Raw genomic sequence first — 26,561 nt, 5'->3', positions numbered from 1 at the left:
ACTGGGGATCGCACCAATGCCGCGTCACCCAAGCGACCCTGGGGGAGTGGTGGCGCTCCTGAGGCATTTCCGCCGGCCGGGCGTTTTGTAACGGTGTGTCCCGGCAGGGGCCTCGCGGGGCCGAGCCCAGCCGTCGGCCCGCAGGGATGAACGACAATGCACCGCGACGCAGCGCGCAACGCGGCTGCCCTGTCGATTCGCTTTTTTCTTGAGGACCCAGTGGCGATGGAAGCCGCTTCCGCGCCCCCGGACCGCACTTTCCGTGCGGACGCAATGGACAACATGAACATAGTCATACTCGACGACTACCAGGACGCGGTCCGCAAACTGCATTGCGCGTCGCGCCTGGATGCCTATACCGCCAAGGTCTACACCAATACCGTCAAGGGCCTCGGGCAGCTCTCCGTGCGCCTGAAGGATGCAGACATCATCGTGCTGGTGCGCGAGCGCACGCAGATCACCCGCCAGCTGGTGGAGAAGCTCCCGCGCCTTCGGCTCATCGCCCAGACCGGCAAGGTCGGCAGCCACGTGGACGTGCAGGCGTGCACCGAACGCGGCATCGCCGTGGCCGAAGGCGTGGGCTCGCCCGTGGCGCCGGCTGAACTCACCTGGGCGCTGATCATGGCCGCCATGCGCCGTCTGCCGCAGTACATCGCCAACCTGAAGCACGGGGCCTGGCAGCAATCGGGCCTGCGCTCGGCATCGATGCCGCCCAACTTCGGCGTCGGCACCGTGCTGCGCGGCAAGACGCTGGGCATATGGGGATACGGACGCATCGGCCAGATCGTCGCTGGCTACGGCCGGGCGTTCGGCATGAACGTCCGGGTGTGGGGCCGCGAGGCGTCGCGCGCGCAGGCGTTGAGCGACGGGCTGCAGGTAGCGCGCACGCGGGCCGAGTTTTTCTCGGAGTGCGACGTGGTGTCGCTGCACCTGCGCCTGAACGACGACACCCGCGGGATCGTCACGCTGGAGGACCTGTCGGCGATGAAGCCGACCTCGCTCATCGTGAACACGTCGCGCGCCGAGCTGATCCAGCCCGATGCGCTCATCGCGGCGCTCAACCGTGGCCGGCCCGGCATGGCGGCGGTGGACGTGTTCGAGAGCGAGCCCATCCTGCAGGGCCATGCCCTGCTGCGGCTGGAGAACTGCATCTGCACGCCGCACATCGGCTATGTCGAGCAGGACAGCTACGAGCTGTATTTCGGCGCCGCATTCGACAACGTGGTGAACTACATCCGGGGCACGCCGACCAACATCGTGAACCCGGGCGCGCTGCAGGTCCGCCGCTAGCGAGCTGCAGCCGCGCTGGCGCAGCCCGGCGCATCGGTCAACGAACCAGCAGGCCCCAGGCCATCAGGGCACCGATCATCACCGGCTGGTGCAGCAGGTAGTACGCCAGGCTGTGCCGGCCCAGTGCAGGCAGCCACCGCAGCCCTTGCGGCGCGCTCCACGCCAGCCATCCGGGCCGATGGCGCAGCAGCCACTGGCCTGCGGCCAGGCCCCACCACATCACCCCCAGCCACGGCAGCACTGGCACGTAGTCTTCCGTCGCAGGCTTGTGCGTGATCAACCCAAGCCAGTTGAGCGCCCGGCTGTCGAAGTACTCGGCCGCGAAAGCCAGCGGGCCCGCCAGCGCCCAGCCCGCCACGGCGGGCAGCAGCAGCGCGACCAGCCCAGCGGGCCAGAGCCAGCGGCCGGCGGGCGCAGTCACCCGGGCGATCAGCAGCATCACGGCCATGCCGTGCAGCACGCCGAAATAGATGAAGGTGCGCGGAAACATCAGCGCCGAGCCTGCACTGACCAGCAGCGCGGCACCGGCCACCTGCGCCCAGCGTTGGCCGAACCGCCCCCATCCCACGCCCTGGGCATGGGCAAGCGCCTGCCCCAGCCCTGCGCAGGCCAGGAACATGCTGACGATGAGCGTCCGCTGCACGGTCCAGAGCGGGTCGGAGCGGAAGTTCTGCACCCAGTAGCCGAAGTGGCTCAGGTCGAAGCAGAAATGGAAGACGGTCATCCACAGCATGGCGATGCCGCGCAGGGCATCGACGCCATCGAAGCGGCGCGCAGATGCTGGCAGCGAGGCCGAGGATGAAGAACGGGACAACGAAAGCATGCAATGCCTGAGCAGCGGCGCGAACGTGTGAACGTGTGAAGGTGTTGGACCTGGGAGCGTGCCCATGGGGTTCGGAACCGCTGGCCTCGAGGGGTACCCCGGAAATGACAAAGGGGTTGCACCTTGCGGTACAACCCCTTGAATCAATGGTCGGAGCGGCGGGATTCGAACTCGCGACCCTCTGCTCCCAAAGCAGATGCGCTACCAGGCTGCGCTACGCTCCGACAAAAAGAATTCTAACCTGCAATTTGAGCCTTCCCGGCCGATTTGCAGAAGTTGCCGCGAAATTTTTCGCGGCCACCGCAGATCAGCGGCTGGACGGGCCCGGGCCGCGGCCGGCCAGATGGCGGAACGTGATGCGGCCCTTGGTCAGGTCGTAGGGGGACAGCTCCAGCGAGACCTTGTCGCCGGCCAGGATGCGGATGTGGTGCTTGCGCATCTTGCCGCCGGTATAGGCGATGAGTTGGTGGCCGTTGTCCAGCGTGACGCGAAAGCGCGAGTCAGGCAGCACTTCCGTCACGGAGCCCTGCATCTCAATCAGTTCTTCTTTTGCCATGTTTGTAGTCGGATTCCAATAACGATTATTCTGGGGTGCACCTGCATGCTGATGGGAGGCTCACAGCGGGCCGCCGTGCCTGTCGAATGGCTCGGCAGTGCGGGCATGGCATGCAGGGGAGTCGCGGCACCCGGGGCGCAGCAGGCGAAAGGCCCGGGGGCGACGGCTTCAATGGACAGGCGAATCGCTGTGCATTAGCCTGTCGATTGTACCGCGCTACGGACTTCAGCGCCATGCAGGAGAGCCACGCCCTCGCCTGCCTGGGGGCGCCCCTAGAATCATCGGCCCACCCCAAGGATTTCTCCCACGTGTCTGACCGCCTCGCCGTCCTCCCCCAGTACCTGCTGCCCAAGCAGGCGCTCACCATGATCGCCGGGCGTTTCGCCTCTGCCCGCGCGGGCCGCTTCACCACCTCGGCGATCCGGCGTTTCGTGGCGCAGTACGGCGTGGACATGCAAGAGGCGGCCAATCCGGACATCACGAGCTACGCGACCTTCAACGATTTCTTCACGCGCGCACTGCGCCCGGGTGCGCGCCCGCTGGCCGCCGCCGACCTGGTGTGCCCGGTCGATGGCGCCGTGAGCCAGATGGGCGCCATCGCCCACGACCAGATCTTCCAGGCCAAGGGCCATCAGTATTCGACCACCGCACTGCTCGGCGGCGATGCAGCGACGGCGGCGCAATTCAACGACGGCAGCTTCGCGACCATCTACCTGAGCCCGCGCGACTACCACCGCATCCACATGCCCTGCGCCGGGCGGCTGCTGTCCATGGTGCACGTGCCGGGCGATCTCTTTTCCGTGAACCCGCTGACGGCGCGCGGCGTGCCGGGCCTGTTCGCCCGCAACGAACGCGTGGTGTGCCTGTTCGACACCCCGCTGGGCCGCATGGCGCTGGTGCTGGTGGGCGCGACCATCGTCGGCAGCATGGCGACCGTCTGGCACGGCCAGGTGAACCCGCCCCGCCCCGGCCGGCTGGTGCGGTGGGACTACGCAGACCGCGACATCACGCTGGGCCAGGGCGACGAGATGGGCCGCTTCCTGCTGGGCTCCACGGTGGTGTTGCTGTTCCAGCGCGGCGCGGTGCAGTTCGAACCCGGCTGGGTGCCCTTGCGACACACCCGACTGGGGGAAGCCATGGGCCGCAGGTCCGCGCCATTGACCTCCGCCGCCCACTGACCCTCGGCGGGGGCCGCTGCACCGGGCCGGACGTCATCGTCATTGCGACGGTGGGGGTGGCACGCGCCGCGTGGTGAAGGTGGTGGGCTCCAGTTCGAGCTTGGCCGGGTCCACCGGCTTTTCCTGACCGACTAGGTAAATGGCCAGTTCCAGCCGCCGCAGCATCACGTGGCTCACCGTCTGCCAGTTGCCGGCCATGCGAACACGCGTGCCCGGCCTGAAGAGCGGCATGCAAAAGCGGTCGGCCCAGCCCCATGGCACTTCTGCATTGCCGACATTGCCGAGGTTGGCGGCATCAGCGGGCTCTGGAGGCTGGTTCCCGGGAGCGGTCTGCAGGTTGTGCATGCCGATATGTTAGCGGATGTAAACGAGTATTTCGACCAGCGGAAAGCACCTTTTTTTCCAGCGCGATCCGCAGCCTTCCGCCGCCTGTCGCGCAAGGGGCGAGCGTTGCCGGAACGAGGGGTCATCGGTCACCCCCAACTCTTCAACCGGCGCCTCGCCAACGGACGCACCCAGCACCACCGCCTCGTCAGCCCAATGCGCGTGACCGGGCAAACGCCAGCGAGGTCTCCAGCATGAGCCGCAGGGTCGGTTGCACGCGCGCCGCCACCGCGGGCAGGTAGTCGAATGGCAGCGCCTCCTGCATGTAGCTGGCTTGGGTCATCTCCAGTTGCACGGCATGCACGTTGTCGGCGGGACGGCCGTACTGGCGGGTGATGTGGCCGCCCTTGAAGCGACCGTTCAGCACGGTGGAAAACCCGCTCGCCTCCCCAATGGCCAGCAACTCCCGGGCCAGTTCGGGCTCGCAGCTGGCGCCGTCGGCCGTTCCCAGGTTCAGGTCCGGCAGCCGGCCTTCGAAGAAGCGCGGCAGCACCGACCGGATGGAATGGGCGTCCCACAGCACTGCGACGCCATGCGCGGCGCGGAGGCGCTCCAGCTCGCTCGCCAGCTGCGCGTGGTAGGGCGCCCAGACCGCGTCGCGCCGCGCTGCGGTTTCGGCGGCGTCCGGCGCATCGCCATGGGCATAGATGGGCGTGTCGTCGAAGGTATCGACAGGGCACAGGCCCGTCACGCTCTGGCCGGGGTACAGGCTGGCGCCATCCGGCGGACGGTTCAGGTCGATGACGTAGCGCGAATGCGTGGCGACGAGGATGGACGCCCCCAGATCACGCGCGAAGTCGTAGAGCCGCTCCAGATGCCAGTCGGTGTCGGGCACCTGCCGCGCTTCATCGGTGAAACGCTGCGCCACTGCCGGCGGCACATGGGTGCCGACGTGCGGCATCGACACCAGCAGCGGCGCCGTGCCCTGGTGGAAAGTAAACGGGGGAATAGGGGCGGTATCGGTGGTCATGGGTCGGGGGTCGATGGGTCGATGTGCCGAAGGTGGCCGCGGGCAGGCCGGCATCGGCGGAGGAAAAACGATCAACCAGTATGGATGGTGGCGGCTCGCGCCTGCACGAAGGCTGCGGCAGCGCTGGCGTGCTGCGCATGGCGACCGGCCTGAACCCGCTGGCGGCCCCCCACCCACACCCCATGCACCGCGGAAGTGCGGTGGCTGCCGAACACATGCGCCGCCAGCTGGCTTTCCACCGGCAGGCCTTGCAGAGCCAGATGGTCGGCATCCAGCACCACCCAGTCCGCCTGCTGCCCCACGGCCAGACCCGCCACGGGGCGGCCCGCCGCTTGAGCCCCGCCCTGCACGGCCTGCAGCGTCATGGCGGTTGCCACCTGCGGCTGGGCGGCGGTGGCCAGCACGTTGCGCTGTCGGGTGGCCAGCCGCTGGCCGTATTCCAGCAGCATCAGTTCTTCAGCCGCGTTGACGCAGGCATGGCTGTCGGAGCCCACGCCCCAGCGGCCGCCGTGCTGCCGCCAGAGCGGCACGTCGAACAGCCCGTCGCCAAGATTGGCTTCGGTCGTGGGGCACAGCCCCGCCACGGCGCCAGTGCGTGCGGCGGCTGCGTATTCCTGCGGCGTCATGTGCGTGGCATGCACCAGGCACCAGCGTTCATCGACGGCAGCATGCTCGAGCAGCCACTGCACGGGCCGCTGGCCGCTCCAGGTCAGGCAGTCTTCCACCTCCTGGGTTTGCTCGGCGATGTGGATGTGGATGGGCGCGTGGGCGTCCAACGCGGTCAGCCCGGCCAGGGCTTCCCGCAGGCCGTCGGGCGGCACCGCGCGCAGCGAGTGCGGCGCCAGGCCCAGGCAGCCCGCCTGGGCGCGTACCACCGGGGCGATGCGCTCCAACAACGAGAGCATCGAATCGGTGGAGCGGATGAACCGTGCCTGGTCCTGGCGCGGCGGCTTGGCGCCGAAGCCGCTGGTCTGATAGAGCACCGGCAGCAGCGTGATGCCGATGCCCGCCGTGCGCGCAGCGCGCAGCAGCGCCTGCGCCAGCGTCGCGTCATCGGCATACGGAGTGCCGTCCTGGTCGTGGTGTACGTAGTGGAATTCGCAGACCGAGGTGTAGCCCGCCTCCAGCATCTCCACGTAGAGCCAGGTGGCGATGGCCTCCAGCGATGCGGGCGTGATGCGCGCGGCGAAGCGGTACATCAGGTTGCGCCAGCTCCAGAAACTGTCCTGGCTCTCGCCCCGGTACTCAGTCAGCCCGGCAAACGCCCGCTGAAACGCATGCGAATGCAGGTTCGGCATGCCGGGAACGAGCGGCCCGGCCACCTGCGGCGCGCCGCCGGGCTGGGCATTCGGTTGCACCGACTGCAGCGTGCCGGCCGCATCCCAGCGCAACAGCACGTCGCGCGCCCAGCCGTCCGGCAGCAAGGCGTGTGCGGCGAACAGGCTGCCGCCGCCCGCGCTGGATGCGGAGGCGGGTTGTGCGGTGGGAGTGTCGAGGTCGTGGGGCATCGGTCTTGGGTCTCTCTGCGGCAGGGCCTTCAACCGCCACGCGCCACGCGGCCTTGGCGCACCACGGTGCACGCAGGCCGGTCGCCGAACCAGTAGGCGATCTCGGCCGCCTCGGCCAGGGGCCAGAGCACGAAGTGGGCGGGGCGGCCAGAGGCGATCAACCCGTGGGATGCCTGCAGGCCCAGCGCCCGCGCGGCGTGGGTGGTGATGCCGGCCAGCGCTTCGGGCACGGTGAGCCGGAACAGCGTGCAGGCCATGTTGGCCATCAGGCGCAGGCTCAGGGCGGGCGAGGTACCGGGGTTGTGGTCGGTGGACACCGCCATCGGCACGCCTGCGTCACGCAGCCCCTGGATCGGGGGCAGCTGCGTGTCACGCAGCGTGTAGTAGGCGCCGGGCAGCAGCACGGCTATCGTGCCCGCCGCCTGCATGGCGGCGATGCCCTCTGCCGACAGGTGCTCGATGTGATCGCAGGACAGCGCGCCATGGCGCGCCGCCAGCTGCGCGCCGCCCATGTCGGAGAGCTGCTCTGCATGCAGCTTCACCGGCAAGCCCAGGCGCTCCGCCGCCTGGAACACCTGCTCGGTCTCCGCCAGTGTGAACGCAATGCGCTCGCAGAACACATCGACCGCGTCCACCAGTCCTTCCTCTGCCAGCGCGGGCAGCATGCTGCCGCAGATCAGGTCGATGTAATCTTGGCTGCGGCCGGCGTACTCGGGCGGCAGCGCGTGCGCGCCCAGGAAGGTGGTGCGTACCGTCACGCCGAAGGCTTCGCCCAGCCTCCGCGCCACGCGCAGCTGCTTGCGTTCATGCTCCAGCGCCAGCCCGTAGCCGGACTTGATCTCCACCGCGCAGACGCCCTCTTCCAGCAAGGCCTGCAGCCGCGGCACGGCCTGGGCGAAGAGTTCGTCTTCCGTGGCGCTGCGGGTGGCTTGCACCGACGAGACGATGCCGCCGCCAGCGCGCGCCACCTCTTCATAGCTGGCCCCTGCCAGCCGCATGGCGAATTCGTTGGCACGCTGGCCGCCGTAGACCAGATGGGTGTGGCAATCGACCAGGCCCGGCGTGGCCAGCCGGCCATTACCCGCACGGCGCGGCAGCGCGTCGAACGCGGCCGGCAGCGCGGCGGCCGGGCCGACCCACCGCATCAGGCCCTGCTGCACGACGATGGCCGCCCCCTCGCCCGGCGGCACCGGCACGTCGGGCCGGGCCAGCCCATCGACCAGGCGCACATCGACCCACACACCGTCGGCGCTGGGCAGGGATGTGGCGTAAGACTCGGACATGCAAAGCTCCAATGCTATTATATTTATAGCTACATGCGCCCTATTCACAAGCGCTTGAAGCCAATTTCGTTCAAATTTCCGGATGCAGTTCGATCCACGCCAGCGCAGGACGGGCGCCCGACTCGTCCGCCGCCCCATCGGGCGCCATCGGGCCCGTCGCCGTCGCCTCGCTCCACCAAAGCCCCTGCCCGGCTTGCAGCACCACGCCGCCCTGCAGCCAACGGCCCGCCAGCACCAGGCAGAGCCCGGCCACCGCCACCCCCGGCTGCACGCCCCGGTGCACCACGTCGATCTGCCCACGCCACGCGCCGCGCCGCAGCATCAGGTTGAAGTCTTGCGACACCGCTCCCGCCAGCGTGCAGTCGAGCGCGGCTTCGCCAGCAAACGCGAACGGCTGCCACGGCGCCTGCAGAAGCCGGTCGATGGCGCCATCGGCCGAGCGCACGCGCAGCCCGCCCCCCGCCAGCCACATGATCTGCCGGTCCACACCCGGAAAGGCCGAGAACGGGCCCGCCTGCTCGACCGTCGCCACGCTCACGCGCCAGCCGAAGTCGCCCGTGCCCGCACCGGGCGGCCAGCAGGCGATCTCCCGCGTGGTGCCGCCACCGTTCTTCCATGGGGTGGGGGCGATGTCATTCAGGTCGAAACGGTGCAGTGTCATGGCTCGGTCGGTGTGTGCGTTGTCTCGTCATCTCCCGCCAGCAGCGGGAACAGTGGGTGCGCCAGGGGCGCGCCGGCAGGCAGCTGGTCGGCCAGACCGGGAAATTCGGGCGAGGTCTTCCAGGCGCGGGGCGCATGCCGCACATCGTCGCCCACGAAGCGCACCGAAAACACGCGCCGCCGCCCTGGCCCCTCGAAGCCGCCGGCCGCATGCAGCGTCAGCATGTGAAAGCACACCACGTCGCCGGGTGCGATGTCCCAACCGATGATGTCGAAGGCGCTTATGTCGCCGTCCACGTCCGGCAGGTCCTGCAGGCTGCCTTCGGGAAACCACTTCGCCTGATGGTCCATGAAACTGCGCGGCATGAGCCAAGGCCCCCGGTGCGAGCCCGCCACGAACTCCAGCGTGCTGGCACGCGGCACCGCATCCACCGGAATCCAGCAGCTCACGTTCTGCATGCCATCGATGTTGTAGTAGGGCTGGTCCTGGTGCCAGGGCGTGCGCTGCCGCGTTCCGGGCTCCTTGACCAGCACATGGTCGTGGTAGAGCCGCACGCTGCGCGACTGCATCAGCCGCTGCGCCGCCAGGGCCACGGGAGTTTCGGCAATGAAACGCCCGAATGCCGGAATGTCCTGCCAGTTGCAGAAGTCCTCGAAGAACCTGCCCGGGTCGTCCGGCCGGCTGGCGACCTTCGCGCGCGGACTGGGCGCGGCCAAGTTGGTGTCGATGCCGTCCCGCAGCAAGGCGACTTCGGCGGGTGTGAGCAGGCCGCGCAGGCAGACCGCGCCGTCGCGCGCGAAATCCTCCACCAGCGCGTCGGTGACGTGTTCGCCCGCGCGGCGGAGAATTTCGGGAGTGACGGCGGCGCGCAGCATCACTTCACCATCGGCAGCTTCAACCCCTGCTGCTTCGCCGTGGCGATGGCGATGTCGTAGCCCGCATCGGCATGGCGCATCACGCCGCTGGCGGGGTCGTTCCACAGCACGCGGGCGAGGCGCGCGGCGGCTTCGTCCGTGCCGTCGGCCACGATCACCACGCCTGCATGTTGCGAATAGCCCATGCCCACGCCGCCGCCGTGGTGCAGGCTGACCCAGGTGGCGCCGCCGGCCGTGTTGAGCAGCGCGTTCAGCAGCGGCCAGTCGCTGACGGCGTCGGTACCGTCCTTCATGGCCTCGGTTTCGCGGTTGGGGCTGGCGACCGAGCCGGTGTCCAGGTGGTCGCGGCCGATGACGATGGGCGCCTTCAGCTCGCCGTTCTTCACCATCTCGTTGAAGGCCAGCGCCGCCTTGTGGCGCTCGCCCAGGCCCAGCCAGCAGATGCGCGCGGGCAGGCCCTGGAAGGCGATGCGCTCGCGGGCCATGTCCAGCCAGCGGTGGGTGTGCTTGTTCTCGGGGAACAGTTCCTTGATCTTGGCGTCGGTCTTGTAGATGTCTTCCGGGTCGCCCGAGAGCGCCACCCAGCGGAACGGGCCCTTGCCTTCGCAGAACAGCGGCCGGATGTAGGCCGGCACGAAGCCGGGGAAGTCGAAGGCGTTCTTCACGCCCTGGTCGAAGGCGACCTGGCGGATGTTGTTGCCGTAATCGACCGTGGGCACGCCCAGGGCCTGAAAGTCGAGCATGGCCTGCACATGCACGGCGCAGCCTTCGGCCGCCGCCTGCACCAGGCGGGCGTGCTGGGCCGGGTCGGCAGCGGCCGCCTGCCACTGCTCCACGGTCCAGCCCACCGGCAGGTAGCCGTTGACCAGGTCGTGGGCCGACGTCTGGTCGGTCACGATGTCGGGCCGGGGGCCGCCGGCCTTCGCGCGCCGCACCAGCTCCGGCAGCACTTCGGCCGCGTTGCCCAGCAGCGCGATGGAGACGGCTTCCTTCTTCGCGGTGTGGTGCGCGATGAGCGCCAGCGCGTCGTCGATGTCCCGGGCCTGCTTGTCCACGTAGCGGGTGCGCAGGCGAAAGTCGATGCTGCTCTGCTTGCATTCGATGTTCAGCGAGCAGGCACCGGCCAGCGTGGCCGCCAGCGGCTGCGCGCCGCCCATGCCGCCCAGGCCGGCGGTCAGGATCCACTTGCCCGACAGATCGTTGCCGTAGTGCTGGCGGCCGGCCTCCACGAAGGTCTCGAACGTGCCCTGCACGATGCCCTGGCTGCCGATGTAGATCCAGCTGCCGGCGGTCATCTGGCCGTACATGAAGAGGCCCTTGCGGTCCAGCTCATTGAAATGCTCCCAGGTGCCCCATTTCGGCACCAGGTTGGAGTTGGCCAGCAGCACGCGCGGCGCATTCTCGTGCGTCTTGAACACGCCTACCGGCTTGCCGGACTGGATCAGCAGCGATTCGTCGGCTTCCAGCGTTTTGAGGGAAGCAAGGATCTGGTCGAAGCATTCCCAGTTGCGCGCGGCACGGCCGATGCCGCCATAGACCACCAGCGACTGCGGGTTCTCCGCCACGTCCGGGTCCAGGTTGTTCTGCAGCATGCGGTAGGCGGCTTCGGCCAGCCAGTTCTTGCAATGCAGGTGGTTGCCGCGCGGCGCGCGGATGACGCGGGTGGGGTCGTGGCGCGGGTCGGCGCTGACTGGGACGTTGGCGTTGGCGTTGGCGCTTGCGGGAGCAGCGGCGGACAGGATGGCGTCGTTGGCGTTCATGGCGTTGATCCTTGCAAAGAATGGGCGAAGAGAACGGGCGTCAGGTCACTGGTAGCTGGGCAGGCAGGCCCGCAGCGGATCCGGCCAGGAGGCTTCCTGCGCCCAGACACGCATCGCCTCGATGTCGGGTGCCAGATAGCGGTCCTGCTCCAGGAAAGCGACGCGCGTGCGGACGGCGGCGAACTGCGCTTCGATCAGCACGGAGCTTTTCAGGCTGCGGTCGAATTCCATCCCCTGCGCGGCGGCCATGGCCTCGATGCCGACGATGACGCCCGTGTTGCGCGCCATGTCCAGCAACCGGCGGGCGGCATAGGTCGCCATGGAGACGTGGTCTTCCTGGTTGGCCGACGTGGGCAGGCTGGTCACGCTGCTCGGGTGGGCCAGGCACTGGTTCTCGGCCGCCAGCGCGGCGGCGGTGACCTGCGCGATCATGAAGCCCGAATTGACGCCGCTGTCGCGGATCAGGAAGGCCGGCAGGCCCGACAGGCCGGTGTCGAGCAGCAGCGCCAGGCGGCGTTCCGACATGGCACCGATCTCGGCCAGCGCCAGCGCCAGGATGTCGGCCGCGAAGGCGACCGGCTCGGCATGGAAGTTGCCGCCGGAGATCACTTCGCCCGTGTCGGTGAAGACCAGCGGGTTGTCCGACGCGGCGTTGGCCTCGATCTGCAGCACGCGCGCCGCATGGTTCAGGTTGTCCAGGCAGGCGCCCATCACCTGGGGCACGCAGCGGATCGAATACGGGTCCTGCACGCGGCCGCAGTTCGGATGGGATGGATCGATGGCGCTGCCCTCCAGCAGGCCGCGCACCGCCGCCGCCACGGCCATCTGACCGGCCTGGCCACGCGCCTCGTGGATCCGCGCATCGAAGGGTCTGACGGAGCCCTTGATGGCTTCCAGCGTCAGGCAGCCCGCCACCAGGCCGGCGGCGAACACGCTTTCGGCGCCGAACAGCCCGGCCAGCGCCAGCGCGGTGGACACCTGCGTGCCGTTGAGCAGCGCCAGCCCTTCCTTCGGGCCCAGCACGAACGGCTCCAGCCCCACGGCGGCCATCGCCTCGCGGCCTGGAACAACCTGGCCCTGCACCTTGGCGAAGCCCTCACCGATCAGCACGCACGCCAGATGGGCGAGCGGCGCCAGGTCGCCCGACGCGCCCACCGAGCCCTTGGCGGGAATGACCGGCAGCACGTCGGCGTTGGCCAGCGCCAGCAGCGCATCGACCAGCGCCGGGCGTATGCCCGAGTGCCCGCGCGCCAGGCTGATGGCCTTGGTCGCCAGCACCATGCGCACCACGTCGTCGCCCAAGGGCTCGCCGGTTCCGACACTGTGCGACAGCACCAGGTTACGCTGCAGTTCCGCCAGGCGTTCCTGCGCGATCTGGGTGCTGGCCAGCTTGCCGAAGCCGGTGTTGATGCCGTAGACCACCTCATCCGCTTCGACGATGCGGTCCACGGCCGCCTGGGCGGCCTGCATGGCAGGCAGCGCCGATGGGTCCAGGGCCAGCTGCACGCCGCCCGCAGCGATGGCGCGCAGATCGGCCAGCGTCACGTGGCCCGGGCGAAGGACGAGGGAAGTCGGGTCGGCACTCATGGATGCATCCTGTCTATACAACTATATCTGGATTAAAAGCGGCTGTTGCGCAGCCGTTGGTCATTATTGAATCACGGAAATCCCATCTTGTATAGACAAGACATTGAGCACCGGCCCTACCCGACCAGTGGATGCCCGTCCGCGCGGATCCGGCTGCCCAGCCGGTAGCGGGAGCCCGGGTGCAGGCAGCGCACGATCGTGACGGGCACGCCGCGCGACCAGGTGCGCCGGGTGAGCAGCAGGCAGGGGTCGGTGGCGGCCATGTCCAGCAGCCGGGCCTGCTCCGGCGTGGCCAGCACGGCATCGACCACATGCTCCATCTGGTCGAAGGGCACGTTGCGCACCAGGTATTCGGACGGCTGCAGCCGCGTGAAGTCCTGCGTGCCGAAGTCCGGCACAGCCCGCGGGTTCACATAGCGGTCTTCCAGCTGCACCGGCACCCCGTCCTCGCGGTGCACGCACAGCGAATGGAACACCGATTCGCCGGTCCGCAAATCCAGCGCCGCAGCGATCTCCAGCGTGGCGGCGACGCGCTCCACGGTCAGCACGTCGCAGTGGTAGTCGTGCCCGCGCTGGCGGATCTCGCTGGCCAGATTGGCGATCTGCAGCAGGGTGGACTGCGGCTTGTCTTCCGCCACGAAACTGCCCACGCCCGCCACGCGAACGATGCGGCCCTGCTCCATCAGCTCGCGCAGCGCCCGGTTCACCGTCATGCGGGACATGCCGAACTGCAGCACCAGCTCGTTCTCGGACGGCAGGCGGTCGCCCGCGCGCCAGGAACCGTCCTGGATGCGGCGCACGATGTGGTCCTTGACCTGCTGGTAGAGCGCCACGGCGGGTTCGGCGGGGGCCTGCGCGGCCGGGCGCTTCACGGGGCTCTTGCGTGCTGAAGACTTCATGGCGCGGGACTCTAGCAGCGCAGCCTCAGTGCGCATCCGCCGCCATCGACTCGGCGCGGATCTCCTCGGTCAGCCGCGCCTTGAGTTGCATGAACTCGGGCGAGGTCTTGATCGTGTAGTGCCGCGGATGCGGCAGATCGACCGCCAGTTCGGTCTTGATGCGCCCCGGCCGCGCGCTGAACACGGCCACGCGGTTGGCCATGAAGATGGCTTCGTCGATGTCGTGGGTGACGAACATCACCGTCTTGCGCTCGGCCTCCCAGATGCCCAGCAGCAGCTCCTGCATCAGCACGCGGGTCTGGTTGTCGAGCGCACCGAAGGGTTCGTCCATCAGCAGGATCTTGGGGTCGTTGGCGAGCGCCCGGGCGATGGCCGTGCGCTGCTGCATGCCGCCGGACAGCTGCTTCGGATAGTGCTGCTCGAAGCCCCGCAGGCCCACCTTGGCGATGAAATACGCCGCGCGCTCTTTCTGCTGCGCCTCGGGCATGCCGCGCTCGCGCAGGCCGAAGCGGATGTTCTGCTCGATGGTGAGCCAGGGGAACAGCGTGTAGCTCTGGAACACCATGCCCCGGTCGGCACCCGGGCCGTCCACGGGGCGGCCGTCCAGCAGCACCTGCCCGCTGGTGGGGTGGTCCAGGCCTGCGACGATGCGCAGCATGGTCGACTTGCCGCAGCCCGAGGGGCCGAGGATGGTCACGAAGTCGTTGTCGGCCACGTGGAAGTCGACCGGCAGCAGGGCCTGCGTGGCCTGGCCCTTGGCGGAAGTGAAGGTGCGCGACACACCCTGGATGGACAGCTCGCTCATCAGATGGTGCTCCAGGCGAAGAGGCGGCGGTTGAGCGCCTTGAACAGCGAATCGGAAACCAGCCCGATGACGCCGATCACGATGATGCCGAAGATGATCTGCCCCGTGTTCAGCAGCGCCTGGCTGTCGGTGATCATGTGGCCGATGCCCGAGGACGAGCCGATGAGTTCCGCCACGATCACATAGGTCCAGGCCCAGCCCAGCACGAGCCGCAGCGTCTCGGCGATGTCGGGCGCCGCCCCGGGAATGAGCACGCGCCGCACGATGCCGGTAGGCGTGGCGCCGAGCGTATAGGCGGCTTCGACCAGATCGCGGCGCGCGCTGCCCACGATCACGGCGACCATCAGGATGATCTGGAACACCGAGCCGATGAAGATCACCAGCAGCTTCTGCATCTCGCCCAGCCCCGCCCAGAGGATCAGCAGCGGAATGAAGGCCGAGGCCGGCAGGTAGCGGCAGAACGAGACGAAGGGTTCGAGGAAGGCCTCGAACCCCTTGTGGGCGCCCATGCCGATGCCCAGCGGCACCGCCACGATGGCCGCCAGGACGAAGCCGCCCAGCACCCGCCACACCGTCATGCCGATGTCGTGCAGGAAGTCGAACTGCGTGAACAGCAGCCAGCCCTCCTGCACCATGGTGACGGGGCTGGCCAGGAAGGTGGGCGAGACGAAGCCGCCCAGCGTCGCCACCGCCCACACCGCGAAGAACAGCACGAAGAACGCCGTGCCGAGCAGCCAGCGCGTGGCCGCGCCCACGGGCTCCAACGGGCGCAGGCTGCGGCGGACGGGGGTCGGGCGCACTGCAGGCATCACTTGATGAAGCTGTCGTCGAACATGGCGCCGAAGCTGTCGGGCTGCTTGCGGATGACGCCCGCCTCCAGCAGCACGGCGGCTGCGTCTTTCATGAACTGCTGCAGTTCACCCGCGAAGAACTTCTGGTTCGCCGCCTTGTCCTGCCAGCGCAGGAAGGCAGACGACTTGGCGAAGGCCTCGCCCGTCTGCTTGACGGCCGCGCCCATGATCTCGTTGGCCTTGGCCGGGTCGCTCTTGATCATCTCCAGCGCATCGAAATACGACTGTGTAAGCGCCTGCGCGGCCTTGGGGTTCGCCTTGAGCCATTCGGGCGCGCAGCCGACGGTGTCCATCACCATCGGGTAGTCGATGGTGGTCGCCAGGATCTTGCCGGCCTGCGGATTGGCGCGGACGGTGGACAGATACGGCTCGTAGGTCATGGCCGCATCGTTCTGGCCGGCCACGAAGGCCTGCGCCGCCGGCTGCGGCTCCAGCGACACGGTCTTCACGTCCTTCAGGCTCATGCCGTTCTTCGACAGCATCCAGGCGAGGCCGAAATACGGTGCGGTGCCCGGCGCGCTGACGGCGACGGTCTTGCCTTTCAGGTCGGCGAAGCTCTTGACGTCATTGCGCACCGCGATGCCGTCGGCGCCGTAGGACTTGTCCATCTGGAAGATCTGCACGATGGGCACGCCATTGGTGTTCCAGGCCACATGCGTTTCCACGGTGGTGGCGGCGCACTGGATGGCCTTGGAAGCCAGCGCCAGATGCCGGTCCTTCTGCGGAATCATCTTCAGTTCCACGTCGAGCCCGTTCTTCTTGAAGAGTCCCGCCTTGTCGGCGAGCGTGAGCGGCGCGAAGCCCGTCCAGCCCGACATGCCCAGCGCGATCTTCGTGTCCTGCGCCTGCACCGCCGTGGCCGCGCCCAGCAGACACGCCCCGGCCGCCATCAGCGACGCCATCTTGCAACCCATCGTTCGGTTCATGTGATCAGCTCCTTGTGAAATCCATCGAAAGTCCACCGCGCCGGAATGATGCGCGCGCCGCACGGCTGTCTATACAGGGAAAACACCACGTGCTTTCCCCCGCCCGGTCAGCCCGACAAGGCGCTGCGCACCCGGCCGGTGCAGCCCGGAAGACTGCCCGGCCATCCATGCAAGACGTGGGCCAACCTGTATAGGCATGTGTGTGCAGAGGCTTGCGGGAAGGCGTCTTCCTTGGTGAATTCGCCCGCCTGCGCCCATCCCACCTGGGTAGTTAGCTACTCTTTTCATAGCAGCCAGCACGCAGCGCCCCGCCTTGGGCATTTACGGTTTCTATACAACCCGCCCTCCCATCTCTGCACTGTCTTTGCGCGCGAATTTCCAGAATCGCCGCCATGTTGGACAACGAAAGCCATGCGATGGATGCGATCTGGGTGGCCGCGATAGCGGTGTTGTGGGTGGGGGCGGCGGAACTGGCCTGGTGGCTGCATCGGTCCGCCGCGCCGCGCGGGGAGCGGGCGTGATGACGACCGACGTGCTGTATGGCCTGGCCGGCATGGTGGCGGTGCTGCTGTTCGCCTATCTGGTGTTCGCGTTGATCTGCGCGGAGGAATTCTGAAATGACCGCATCCGCCTGGGGGCTGCTCGCCCCCTTCCTGGCCGTGCTGGCGCTGCTGGCCTGGCCGCTGGGCCGCGTGCTGGCCGCGCTGTGCGAGGGCCGCCTGCCCCGCCTGCTGCAGCGCATCGAGGCCCCCCTCTACCGGCTGGCCGGCGTGCAGCCCGACGTGGCCATGCCCTGGCACCGCTATGCGCTGAACCTCATCGCCTTCAACGGCCTCGGCGCCGTGCTGCTGTATGCCCTGCAGCGGTTGCAGGACCGGTTGCCGCTGAACCCCATGCAGCGCGCCGCAGTGGCGCCCGATTCAGCCTTCAACACCGCAGTCAGCTTCGTCGCCAACACCAACTGGCAGGGCTATGCGGGCGAAGCCACCATGAGCCATCTGACGCAGATGCTGGGCCTGACGGTGCAGAACTTCCTCTCCGCCGCAACCGGCATCGCGGTGGTATTCGCGCTGTCGCGTGGCTTCGCCGGCCGGCGTGCGGACCCGCAGGGGCTGGTCGGCAACTTCTGGGCCGACATGACCCGCATCACGCTGTGGGTGCTGGCACCTCTCTCGTTCGCCATTGCGATGGTGCTGGCGGGCCAGGGCGTGATCCAGAACTTCAAAGCCGACGCCACGGTGAGCACGCTGGAAACCACCGTCTACCAGGCGCCGCGCCTGGACGCTGCCGGCCAGCCCGTGCTGGATGCCGCCGGCGTCCCGGCGACCGATGCCGCGCGCACCGATACGCAGACCCTCGCCATGGGCCCGGTGGCATCGCAGGAGGCCATCAAGATGCTGGGCACCAACGGGGGCGGCTTCTTCAACGCCAATTCGGCCCACCCGTACGAGAACCCGACGGCGCTGGCCAACTTCGTCGAGATGCTGGCCATCTTCCTCATCCCGACCGCCCTGTGCTTTGCCTTCGGCCGCGTGGTGGGCGACGTGCGCCAGGGCTGGGCGCTGCTGGCTGCAATGACGGTGCTGTTCGTGGCCGCCGTGGTCGCCATCACCGCCGCCGAGCAGGCCGGCAACCCGGCCCTCACTCGCCTGGGCGTCGACCAGACGGCGAGCGTGCTCGCAGCCGGCGGCAACATGGAGGGCAAGGAGGTGCGCTTCGGCATCACCGCCTCGGCCCTGTTCGCCGCGGTGACCACGGCGGCGTCGTGCGGTGCGGTCAACGCCATGCACGATTCGCTCACGCCCCTGGGCGGGCTGGTGCCGCTGGTGCTGATGCAACTGGGCGAAGTGGTGTTCGGCGGCGTCGGCAGCGGGCTCTACGGCATGCTGGTGTTCGCCATGCTCGCGGTGTTCATCGCCGGGCTGATGATCGGCCGCACGCCCGAATACCTCGGCAAGAAGATCGAGGTGCGGGAGATGAAGCTGGTGTCGCTGGCCATCCTGGTCACGCCCATCGTGGTGCTGCTGGGCACCGCCGTGGCGGTGAGCACGGGCGCGGGCACCGCGGGCATCGCCAACCCCGGCGCGCACGGTTTCTCGGAGGTGCTGTACGCCTTCACCTCGGCCGCCAACAACAACGGCAGCGCGTTCGCCGGCCTGTCGGCCAACACGCCCTTCTACAACGCCCTGCTGGGCGTGGCGATGTGGCTGGGCCGCTTCGGCGTGATCGTGCCGGTGCTGGCCATTGCCGGCGCGCTGGCCGCCAAGCAGCGCCTGCCCGTCACCAGCGGCACCCTGCCCACGCACGGCCCGCTGTTCGTGGCCCTGCTGGTCGCCACCGTGCTGCTGGTCGGCCTGCTGAACTACGTGCCCTCGCTGGCGCTAGGACCGGTGGTCGAGCACCTGATGCTCTGGCCTGCCCACTGACCGCCTGATCGCCTGCCCACCTGATCGCTTGATCGCTTGATCGCTTGATCGCTTGATCGCTTGACAGCCTGAGCGCCCCGATCACCCTCATCACCCTGCCCGCCCGCTGTGGGCAGGGCGAGTGAAGCGCCTCCAGAAAGACAACCATGTCCGCCCCCCTACCTTCCCCCACGCCCGGCGCCACGGCGGCTGCGGCACCCGTTCCCTCTTCCGTGAAACCCGCAGTGCCCTCGCTATGGGACGCGGCCCTGATCAAGCCGGCGCTGGTCGGCGCCATCACCAAGCTCAACCCCGCTGCGCAGTGGCGCAACCCGGTGATGTTCGTGGTGTATGTGGGCAGCATCGTGACCACGCTGCTCTGGGCGCAGGCCATGGCAGCGCCCGAGGCGGCCCAGGCCAGCGGCATGGCGCCCCGCTTCGTGCTGGCGGTGGCGCTGGGCCTGTGGTTCACGGTGCTGTTCGCCAACTTCGCCGAGGCGCTGGCCGAAGGCCGCAGCAAGGCGCAGGCGGCGTCGCTCAAGGGCCTGCGCAAGGACACCTGGGCCAAGAAGCTCAAGGCCGGCTGGCCCAGCGCCGACCGCGCCTGGCTGCCCGCCCAGGCCAGCGACCTGCGGCGTGGCGACGTGGTGCTGGTCGAGACCGGCGACGTCATCCCGCTGGATGGCGAGGTGGTGGACGGCGTGGCGTCGGTGGACGAGAGCGCCATCACCGGCGAGTCGGCTCCGGTGGTGCGCGAGTCGGGCGGCGACTTCTCCGCCGTGACGGGCGGCACGCGCGTGCTGTCGGACTGGCTCATCGTGCGCATCGCCGTCAACCCCGGCGAATCGTTTCTCGACCGCATGATCGGCATGGTGGAAGGCGCCCGCCGCCAGAAGACGCCCAACGAGATCGCGCTCACCATCCTGCTGGTGGCGCTGACCATCGTCTTCCTGGTCGTCACGTCCACGCTGCTGCCGTTTTCGCTCTTCAGCGTGCAGGCGGCGGGCGCCGGCAGCGCCGTGCCGCTGGCGGCGCTGATCGCGCTGCTGGTGTGCCTCATTCCCACCACCATCGGCGGGCTGCTGTCCGCCGTGGGCGTGGCAGGCATGAGCCGCATGATGCAGGCCAACGTGATCGCCACCTCGGGCCGCGCAGTGGAAGCCGCCGGCGACGTGGACGTGCTGCTGCTGGACAAGACCGGCACCATCACCCACGGCAACCGCCAGGCCAGCGCCTTCCTGCCGGCACCGGGCTGCGACAGCGGCACGCTGGCCCGCGCGGCCCTGCTGGCGTCGCTGTCCGACGAGACGCCCGAGGGCCGCAGCATCGTGGCGCTGGCCCACCAGGCGGGCGTGCTGGCAGAGGCAGTGCCCGACGCCGTCTTCGTGCCCTTCACCGCCCAGACCCGCATGAGCGGCATCGACCTGCCCGCGCCGGCCACCGGCACCGCGCCTCTCGCCGTGCGCAAGGGCGCGGTGCATGCAGTGCTGCGACATGTCGAGTCGCTGGGCGGCATGATTCCAGCCGCCGTGCAGGCCACGGCAGACGACGTGGCCCGCCGCGGCAGCACGCCGCTGGCGGTGGCGGAAGGCGCGCGCATCCTCGGCATCGTCGAGCTGAAGGACGTGGTCAAGGCCGGCATCAAGGAACGCTTCGCCGAACTGCGCCGCATGGGCATCCAGACGGTGATGATCACCGGCGACAACCGCCTCACGGCGGCGGCCATCGCGGCCGAGGCCGGCGTGGACGACTTCCTGGCCGAGGCCACGCCCGAGGACAAGCTGGCGCGCATCCGCAAGTACCAGGCGGAGGGCCATCTCGTCGCCATGACGGGCGACGGCACCAACGACGCGCCCGCGTTGGCCCAGGCCGACGTGGCCGTCGCCATGGGCAGCGGCACGCAGGCGGCCAAGGAGGCCGGCAACATGGTCGACCTGGACTCCAACCCCACCAAGCTGCTGGAAGTGGTGGAAACCGGCAAGGCGCTGCTGATGACCCGCGGCTCGCTCACCACGTTCTCCATCGCCAACGACGTCGCGAAGTACTTCGCCATCGTGCCGGCCCTCTTCGCCGCGACCTACCCGCAGCTCAATGCGCTGAACGTCATGCAGCTGGCCAGCCCGTCTTCGGCCATTCTGTCGGCGGTGGTGTTCAACGCGCTGATCATCGTGTTCCTGATTCCGCTGGCCCTGAAGGGCGTGCGCTACCGCCCGGTGGGCGCCGCGGCCCTGCTGCGCCGCAATCTGGCGATCTATGGCCTGGGCGGCCTGGTCGTGCCGTTCGCCGGCATCAAGCTGATCGACGTGCTGCTGGCGGCTGCCGGCCTGGTCTGAACCCCGTTTCCCGATAAGTCGCCTGAAGGATCCACTGCCATGGCCAACCACCTCCTTGCTTCCATGATTCGCCCCGCCGTGGTGCTGCTCGCAGCGCTCAGCGCGTTCACCGGGCTGCTCTACCCTGCCGTCGTCACCGGCGCGGTGCAGGCCGCCTTCCCCTGGCAGGCCCAGGGCAGCCTGCTGGAGCGCGATGGCCGCACGGTCGGCTCCGCGTTGATCGGCCAGCCGTTTGCCGACCCGCGCAACTTCTGGAGCCGGCCATCGGCCACCGCGCCCATGCCCAACAACGGCGCCGCATCGGGCGGGTCGAACCAGGGGCCGCTGAATCCCGCATTGACCGAGGCCGTCGAGGCCCGCGTGCAGGCCCTCAGGGCGGCCGACCCCGGCAACACGGCGCCCGTGCCGGTCGACCTGGTGACCGCATCGGCCAGCGGGCTCGACCCACACATCACGCCCGCCGCAGCGCGCTACCAGGCCGCCCGCGTGGCGCGGCTGCGGGGCCTGCCGGAAACCACGGTGCAGGCGCTGATCGACCGCCACACGGAGGCACCGCTCTGGGGCCTGGTCGGCGAGCCCCGCGTCAACGTGCTGGCGCTGAACCTGGCGCTGGCCCAGGCCGGCACGGCGGCGCGCGCCGCGCCCTGAGGCGGGTCGCCATCCGTCCGACGCTGCACTGCCTCCTCGCCCTCGCCTGCCTGCCCGCCGGAGCCCCGCCGAGGCCCGGCCCGTCCTGAGTCATCATTGCGCCACATGCCCGAGATCGACCGTCCCGACCCCGATGCCCTGATCGCGCAGCTGCGCTCCGACGAAGCCGGCCAGCGCACCGGGCGGCTGCGCATCTACTTCGGCGCCAACGCGGGCGTGGGCAAGACCTGGTCGATGTTGAGCGCCGCGCAGCGCGAGCGGCAGGCGGGGCGCGATGTGCGCGTGGGCGTCATCGAAACCCACGGCCGCGCCGAAACCGCTGCGCTGCTGGAGGGCCTGGCCGTGCTGCCGCTGCGGCAGGTGCCCTACCGGGGCCGTACCCTCTACGAGCTGGACCTGGACGCCGCCATCGCCGCACGTCCGCAGGTGCTGCTGGTGGACGAACTCGCCCATTCCAACGCGCCCGGATCGCGGCACGCCAAGCGCTGGCAGGACGTGCAGGAGCTCCTGGCCGCCGGCATCGACGTGTGGACGGCGCTGAACGTGCAGCACCTGGAGAGCCTGAACGGCACAGTGGGCACCATCACCGGCATCCGCGTGCACGAAACCGTGCCCGACGCCGTGCTGGATGACGCCGACGAAGTGGTGCTGGTGGACGTCACCCCCGACGAACTGCTGGCCCGCCTGAAGGCCGGCAAGGTCTATGTGCCCGCGCAGGCGCAGCAGGCTGCCCGCAATTTCTTTCGCACCGGCAATTTGATCGCGCTGCGGGAGATCGCCCTGCGCCGCACGGCCGAGCACGTGGAAGACGACATGCGCGACTGGCGCATCGAGCACTCCGGCAGCGGCGCTGCGGCTGGCGGCGCGGCGCAGGCCTGGAACACTTCCGGCGCGCTGCTGGTGGCCGTGGGCAGCCAGCCGGCGTCGGCACAGACGGTGCGCACCGCGGCGCGGCTGGCCGGCCAGCTGAACGTGCGCTGGCATGCCGTGCATGTGGAAGTGCCGCAGCGGCGCCTGCCCACCGCCCGGCGCGAGCAGGCGCTGGCCACGCTGCAGCTGGCGCAGAGCCTGGGCGCGGAAACGGCCGTGCCCACCGCGCCCAGCGTGCCACGGGGTCTGGCCGAGCAGGCAGCGCGGCTGAACTGCGCGACGCTGGTGGTCGGCCGGGCAGCCGCCGCGCCTGCCTGGCGCAGGCTGTGGCCCCAGGCCAGCCTGCACCGCCAACTGAGCCAGCAGCTGCCTGGCGTGGACATCGTCGAGGTGGCCCCGGCGCCCCAGCATCGGTCGCTGGCGCGGGCGCTGGCCTCCACGCCCGTGGCGGACACTGCCGCGCGGGCGGCGGCCAGCCCGCGCCCGGCCCGCGCAGCCTGGGGTTTCGCAGGGGCCACCGCCGTCAGCGTGGCGCTCACCTTGCTCACCCTGCCGCTCGACAAGACGCTCGACGAAGTGAACATCGCCATGCTGTTCCTGCTGGGCGTGCTCGGGGTGGCGCTGCGCTGGGGCCGCGCTCCCGCTGCCCTGGCGGCCCTGCTGAACGTGCTGTCCTTCGACTATTTCTTCGTTCCGCCGAGCATGTCCTTCGCGGTCAGCGATGCGCAGTACCTCGTCACCTTCGCCGTGATGCTGGCCGTGGGCCTGGTGATCGGGCAGCTGACGGCCGGCCTGCGGTCGTCCGCGGGGGTGGCCGCCGAAAGGGAGCGGCGCACGCATTCGCTTTTCGAGCTGACCCGTGAGCTGTCGGGCGCGTTGGAGGCGGGACAGGTGGCCGTGCTGGGCGAGCAGGCGATTCGCGCCTATTACGGCGGCCAGGCGGTGGTGGTGCTGACCGACGCCTCCGATCGGCTGGCGTTGCCCGCCGCCCCCCCGCCCGGGTGGGACGGCGACGTGGCCGAATGGGCCTTTCGCCATGGCGAGGCGGCCGGCCTGGGGACCGCGACGCTGTCCGCGCGCGCCTGGCGCTACGTGCCGCTGCAGGCGCCCATGCGCGTTCGCGGCGTGCTGGCCCTGACCCTGCCCGACCCTGGGGTGCTGGCCGTGCCGGAGCATGCGCGCCAGCTGGACACCCTGGCCCGTCAGATCGCCATCGCGCTGGAGCGGGTGCATTACGTGGACATCGCGCAGCAGGCCGTCGTCGACATGGAGTCGGAGCGCCTGCGCAACACCCTGCTGGGCGCGCTGTCGCACGACATCCGCACGCCGCTGACGGTGCTGCGCGGGCTGGCCGAAGGTTTGCCCGGCCAGCCCGCCGAGCGTCACGCCGAAACCGCACGGGCCATCGCCCAGCAGACGCGCGCGCTGCACGCCCTGGTGACCAATCTGCTGGACATGGCCCGGTTGGACGGCGGCCTGCCGGGCGGCGGGCCGCAATTGCGGCGCGACTGGCAGTCGGTGGAGGAAGTGGTGGGCGCTGCCATCCGGGCCAGCGAAGCGGCGCTGGGCGCCATGCCGGTGCATACGCACTTGCCCGCCGACCTTCCGCTGGTCGAATTCGATGCGGTGCTGGTGGAACGCGTGCTGGTCAACTTGCTGGAGAACGCGGCCAAATACGGCGCAGCGCCCGTCGAGGTGCGTGCGTGGACCGACGATTCGCTGCTGCACCTGACCATCGCCGACCACGGGCCCGGGCTGCCCGCCTCCCTGCGCGGCCCGGGCCACACCCCCTTCGACAAGTTCACCCGCGGACACGTCGAATCGTCCATACCGGGCGTCGGGCTCGGGCTTGCCATCTGCAAGGCCATTGCGCAGGCGCACGGCGGAGACATCACGGCAGAGACGGCGGCGGGAGGCGGCGCGGTGTTCCACCTCGCCCTGCCGCGCCGCGAGCCGCCCGAGCTCACGGCCGACTGAGCACTCGCAGACAATGGCCGCCATGCAAGCACCGCGCACCGTGATCGTGATTGAGGATGAGCCGCAGATACGGCGCTTCGTGCGTTCGGCCCTGGAAGGCGAGGGCTGGCTGGTGCACGAGGCGGACACGCTGCGTGCGGGCCTGGCCGCGGTGGCGACGCGCAAGCCCGACCTGGTGGTGCTGGACCTGGGGCTGCCTGACGGCGACGGCCTGGAACTGATCCGCGATGCGCGTTCCTGGTCGCCGGTCACCATCATCGTGCTGTCGGCCCGTGCGGACGAGGCCGACAAGATCGCGGCGCTCGACGCGGGTGCCGATGACTATCTGACCAAGCCCTTCGGTACCGGCGAGTTGCTGGCCCGCGTGCGGGCCAACCTGCGACGGCCCCGGCTGGGCGAAGGCGGCGCGGACCCGGAACCGCGCCTGATGTTCGGAGACGTGGAGGTCGACCGCGCCGCGCGCACTGTTTGGCGCGCCGGGCAGCCCGTGCACCTGACACCCATCGAATACCGCATGTTGTCGGTGCTGGCGGCCCACCCCGGGCGGGTGCTGACGCAGCGCCAGCTGTTGATCGACGTCTGGGGACCGGGCCATGTGGACAGGAGCCACTACCTGCGCATCCACATGGGCCACCTGCGCCGCAAACTGGAGGCCGACCCTGCGCAACCGAAACACCTGCTGACCGAGACGGGCGTAGGCTACCGCCTCGTCCTGGAGCCACTGCCCGCAGGCTGAAGGTATGCCTGGCTATAATTTACCCACGATGCTTCGGTGGTTTATCACGGTCTTCACTCTGCACTTCTTCCTCAGCGTAGGAGTGTCTGCCGTGGGCGTGGCCAAGCCTCTGGGCGCTGAGCTCACCGCCGGCTCGGGCCCGTCAGTCACCGCCAGCCTGGATGAATCCGTACTGCAGCACCCCACGCTGGTGGCTGTCGCCGATACCCCCGCCCACGCCCCGTCCGATGCCGTGCCCGACATGCCCGGCCACGCGCTTGCCGACGACCTGCATGATTTGCCGGACGAGCTGACACCTCCCACGGCGGTGCTGCGTCAGCCTGGCGAGAGCTATCCTCCTTTGCAGGTGGACCAGTCGCGGTCTGCCTCGCACGCGCCTGCCACTCCGCGCAAGCCACCACGCGTCGGTCTTTTCGCCTGAGGCATCGCGGCGCTTTCGCGCCGCCATCGCCCCCGGCACTCAGGGCCCAAGGCTCCGCGCGCGACCGCGCCCCTCCCCCTTTTCCCCCATTCGTGCCTCTGGGCACACCCTGACCTCGCACGGGTGACCGTGGCCCCGTTCGGCGAGGCCCCCGCCCCATCCGACGCCGTGATGCGGCGGCGCGCCGTCAGTGATTCAGCAAGGAGTTTTCATCATGCGTTTGACCACCCGAGGCAAGATGGCCGTGACTGCAGTGACCGACATGGCCCTGCGCTCCCACGGTGGCCCCGTGGCTTTGCCGGGCATCAGCGCCCGCCAGGGCATTTCGCTGTCGTACCTGGAAGACATTTTTGGCGCGTTGCGCCGTGCGGGCCTCGTCACCAGCATCCGCGGCCCCGGCGGCGGCTACACGCTCACCCGTCGCCCTCAGGAACTGTCCGTGGCCGAGATTGTGTCCGCGTCGGAAAAATTCATGGCCCGCTCACCTGCGGATGCGGCAGAGGCGGCGTCGGACGGTTCCGCTCTGCCTTCGGCCGAGATGACCGAGGAGCTCTGGACGTCTTTTCACTCGCGCGTGAAGGACTACCTGCAGTCCATTACCGTGGCCGATCTGCTGAAACAGCAGACCGTGCAGCCGGGTGCGTGGGAACCCGCAGCGCGCGAAGCGCGGCCTGCCGCGCGCAAAGCGGTGCGAACACAGCTACCCGCCCGCAACGTGCCCAACTCGGTGTTTGCGCTGGGCCAGCTCAGCTCGGCATGAGGTGACGGAGCGGGCGGCATGGCTGCCCGCGCCGCTCCCTGCTCCCGGGGCCTGA

At 69.3% G+C, this 26,561-nt stretch carries 25 protein-coding genes and 1 tRNA gene; 11 read left to right on the top strand and 15 right to left on the bottom strand.

Going from position 1 to position 26,561, the window contains the following annotated elements:
- The first annotated feature begins 282 nt into the window (after positions 1-282).
- Positions 283-1,290: a D-2-hydroxyacid dehydrogenase family protein gene (locus ASF94_RS07350; RefSeq protein ID WP_056664825.1), complete on the top strand. Its 1,008-nt coding sequence runs from the start codon at positions 283-285 to the stop codon at positions 1,288-1,290.
- A 37-nt stretch (positions 1,291-1,327) separates the two neighbouring features.
- On the opposite strand, the gene ASF94_RS07345 is transcribed toward ASF94_RS07350, so the two are convergent.
- The 3 genes from ASF94_RS07345 to infA form a co-directional block, all read right to left on the bottom strand.
- The gene (locus ASF94_RS07345; protein ID WP_369818652.1) at positions 1,328-2,077 is read right to left on the bottom strand and encodes a heparan-alpha-glucosaminide N-acetyltransferase; all 750 of its coding nucleotides are present in this window, start codon (positions 2,075-2,077) and stop codon (positions 1,328-1,330) included.
- 183 nt (positions 2,078-2,260) lie between these two features.
- Positions 2,261-2,337: transfer RNA gene (locus ASF94_RS07340), tRNA-Pro, on the bottom strand.
- A gap of 83 nt (positions 2,338-2,420) precedes the next feature.
- Positions 2,421-2,669 (bottom strand): translation initiation factor IF-1, encoded by a 249-nt coding sequence (infA, locus tag ASF94_RS07335; protein WP_056663735.1) that lies wholly within the window; start codon positions 2,667-2,669, stop codon positions 2,421-2,423.
- Between the two features lie 308 nt (positions 2,670-2,977).
- Here infA and asd point away from each other — a divergent pair, with 308 nt between their 5' ends.
- Entirely contained in the window at positions 2,978-3,847 is an 870-nt protein-coding gene (gene asd, locus ASF94_RS07330) for an archaetidylserine decarboxylase (protein ID WP_056664822.1), read from the top strand.
- A gap of 39 nt (positions 3,848-3,886) precedes the next feature.
- Here the strand turns inward: asd and ASF94_RS07325 are convergent, their stop codons facing one another.
- The 12 genes from ASF94_RS07325 to ASF94_RS07270 form a co-directional block, all read right to left on the bottom strand.
- Positions 3,887-4,192 (bottom strand): hypothetical protein, encoded by a 306-nt coding sequence (locus ASF94_RS07325; RefSeq protein WP_235505294.1) that lies wholly within the window; start codon positions 4,190-4,192, stop codon positions 3,887-3,889.
- 187 nt (positions 4,193-4,379) lie between these two features.
- The gene (gene hutG, locus ASF94_RS07320; RefSeq protein ID WP_056663733.1) at positions 4,380-5,201 is read right to left on the bottom strand and encodes an N-formylglutamate deformylase; all 822 of its coding nucleotides are present in this window, start codon (positions 5,199-5,201) and stop codon (positions 4,380-4,382) included.
- Positions 5,202-5,272: 71 nt separating this feature from the next.
- On the bottom strand, positions 5,273-6,709 hold the full coding sequence (locus ASF94_RS07315) for a formimidoylglutamate deiminase (RefSeq protein ID WP_082493047.1): 1,437 nt from the start codon (positions 6,707-6,709) through the stop codon (positions 5,273-5,275).
- A gap of 29 nt (positions 6,710-6,738) precedes the next feature.
- Positions 6,739-7,992, bottom strand: a complete 1,254-nt coding sequence (gene hutI, locus ASF94_RS07310) for an imidazolonepropionase (RefSeq protein WP_056663731.1) — start codon at positions 7,990-7,992, stop codon at positions 6,739-6,741.
- A gap of 70 nt (positions 7,993-8,062) precedes the next feature.
- Positions 8,063-8,653, bottom strand: a complete 591-nt coding sequence (locus tag ASF94_RS07305; protein ID WP_082493045.1) for a HutD family protein — start codon at positions 8,651-8,653, stop codon at positions 8,063-8,065.
- The gene (locus tag ASF94_RS07300) at positions 8,650-9,528 is read right to left on the bottom strand and encodes a phytanoyl-CoA dioxygenase family protein (RefSeq protein WP_056663727.1); all 879 of its coding nucleotides are present in this window, start codon (positions 9,526-9,528) and stop codon (positions 8,650-8,652) included. Before ASF94_RS07300 ends, ASF94_RS07305 begins: the two co-directional genes overlap by 4 nt.
- Positions 9,528-11,288, bottom strand: a complete 1,761-nt coding sequence (gene hutU, locus ASF94_RS07295) for a urocanate hydratase (RefSeq protein WP_056663723.1) — start codon at positions 11,286-11,288, stop codon at positions 9,528-9,530. The genes ASF94_RS07300 and hutU overlap by 1 nt, the downstream gene beginning before the upstream one ends.
- Positions 11,289-11,333: 45 nt before the next feature.
- The gene (hutH, locus tag ASF94_RS07290; protein WP_056663720.1) at positions 11,334-12,875 is read right to left on the bottom strand and encodes a histidine ammonia-lyase; all 1,542 of its coding nucleotides are present in this window, start codon (positions 12,873-12,875) and stop codon (positions 11,334-11,336) included.
- Between the two features lie 116 nt (positions 12,876-12,991).
- Positions 12,992-13,774, bottom strand: a complete 783-nt coding sequence (gene hutC, locus ASF94_RS07285; protein ID WP_082493043.1) for a histidine utilization repressor — start codon at positions 13,772-13,774, stop codon at positions 12,992-12,994.
- A gap of 25 nt (positions 13,775-13,799) precedes the next feature.
- Positions 13,800-14,579, bottom strand: a complete 780-nt coding sequence (locus ASF94_RS07280) for an ABC transporter ATP-binding protein (protein WP_056663714.1) — start codon at positions 14,577-14,579, stop codon at positions 13,800-13,802.
- The gene (locus ASF94_RS07275) at positions 14,579-15,388 is read right to left on the bottom strand and encodes an ABC transporter permease (protein WP_056663710.1); all 810 of its coding nucleotides are present in this window, start codon (positions 15,386-15,388) and stop codon (positions 14,579-14,581) included. Before ASF94_RS07275 ends, ASF94_RS07280 begins: the two co-directional genes overlap by 1 nt.
- Positions 15,388-16,356, bottom strand: coding sequence for an ABC transporter substrate-binding protein (locus ASF94_RS07270; RefSeq protein ID WP_056663708.1), 969 nt, complete (start codon positions 16,354-16,356; stop codon positions 15,388-15,390). Before ASF94_RS07270 ends, ASF94_RS07275 begins: the two co-directional genes overlap by 1 nt.
- Before the next feature lie 392 nt (positions 16,357-16,748).
- On the opposite strand from ASF94_RS07270, the gene ASF94_RS21880 reads away from it, so the two are divergent.
- The 9 genes from ASF94_RS21880 to ASF94_RS07230 all read left to right on the top strand — a co-directional run bounded on the left by ASF94_RS21880 (position 16,749) and on the right by ASF94_RS07230 (position 26,506).
- A complete protein-coding gene (locus ASF94_RS21880; RefSeq protein ID WP_255355223.1) occupies positions 16,749-16,877 on the top strand; it encodes a hypothetical protein in 129 nt (42 codons plus the stop codon).
- On the top strand, positions 16,874-16,972 hold the full coding sequence (locus tag ASF94_RS07265) for a potassium-transporting ATPase subunit F (protein ID WP_082493042.1): 99 nt from the start codon (positions 16,874-16,876) through the stop codon (positions 16,970-16,972). The genes ASF94_RS21880 and ASF94_RS07265 overlap by 4 nt, the downstream gene beginning before the upstream one ends.
- 1 nt (position 16,973) lies before the next feature.
- A complete protein-coding gene (kdpA, locus tag ASF94_RS07260) occupies positions 16,974-18,782 on the top strand; it encodes a potassium-transporting ATPase subunit KdpA (RefSeq protein WP_056663702.1) in 1,809 nt (602 codons plus the stop codon).
- 146 nt (positions 18,783-18,928) lie between these two features.
- Positions 18,929-21,094, top strand: coding sequence for a potassium-transporting ATPase subunit KdpB (gene kdpB / locus ASF94_RS07255; protein ID WP_056663701.1), 2,166 nt, complete (start codon positions 18,929-18,931; stop codon positions 21,092-21,094).
- 39 nt (positions 21,095-21,133) lie between these two features.
- Positions 21,134-21,742, top strand: a complete 609-nt coding sequence (gene kdpC, locus ASF94_RS07250) for a potassium-transporting ATPase subunit KdpC (RefSeq protein WP_056663699.1) — start codon at positions 21,134-21,136, stop codon at positions 21,740-21,742.
- Positions 21,743-21,847: 105 nt separating this feature from the next.
- Positions 21,848-24,589 carry a DUF4118 domain-containing protein gene (locus ASF94_RS07245; protein ID WP_056663696.1) on the top strand — a complete coding sequence of 914 codons (2,742 nt, stop codon included), beginning with the start codon at positions 21,848-21,850 and terminating at the stop codon, positions 24,587-24,589.
- Positions 24,590-24,611: 22 nt separating this feature from the next.
- Complete coding sequence (kdpE, locus tag ASF94_RS07240; protein WP_056664808.1) at positions 24,612-25,325, top strand: two-component system response regulator KdpE; 714 nt, start codon at positions 24,612-24,614, stop codon at positions 25,323-25,325.
- Between the two features lie 28 nt (positions 25,326-25,353).
- Entirely contained in the window at positions 25,354-25,746 is a 393-nt protein-coding gene (locus tag ASF94_RS07235) for a hypothetical protein (RefSeq protein WP_056663695.1), read from the top strand.
- A 214-nt stretch (positions 25,747-25,960) separates the two neighbouring features.
- On the top strand, positions 25,961-26,506 hold the full coding sequence (locus tag ASF94_RS07230) for an Rrf2 family transcriptional regulator (protein ID WP_056663692.1): 546 nt from the start codon (positions 25,961-25,963) through the stop codon (positions 26,504-26,506).
- Positions 26,507-26,561 lie beyond the last annotated feature (55 nt).

It is taken from the genome of Acidovorax sp. Leaf160 (assembly GCF_001424265.1).
Lineage (GTDB): Bacteria > Pseudomonadota > Gammaproteobacteria > Burkholderiales > Burkholderiaceae_C > Paracidovorax.
This window is presented reverse-complemented; position numbering and strand designations above follow the sequence as displayed.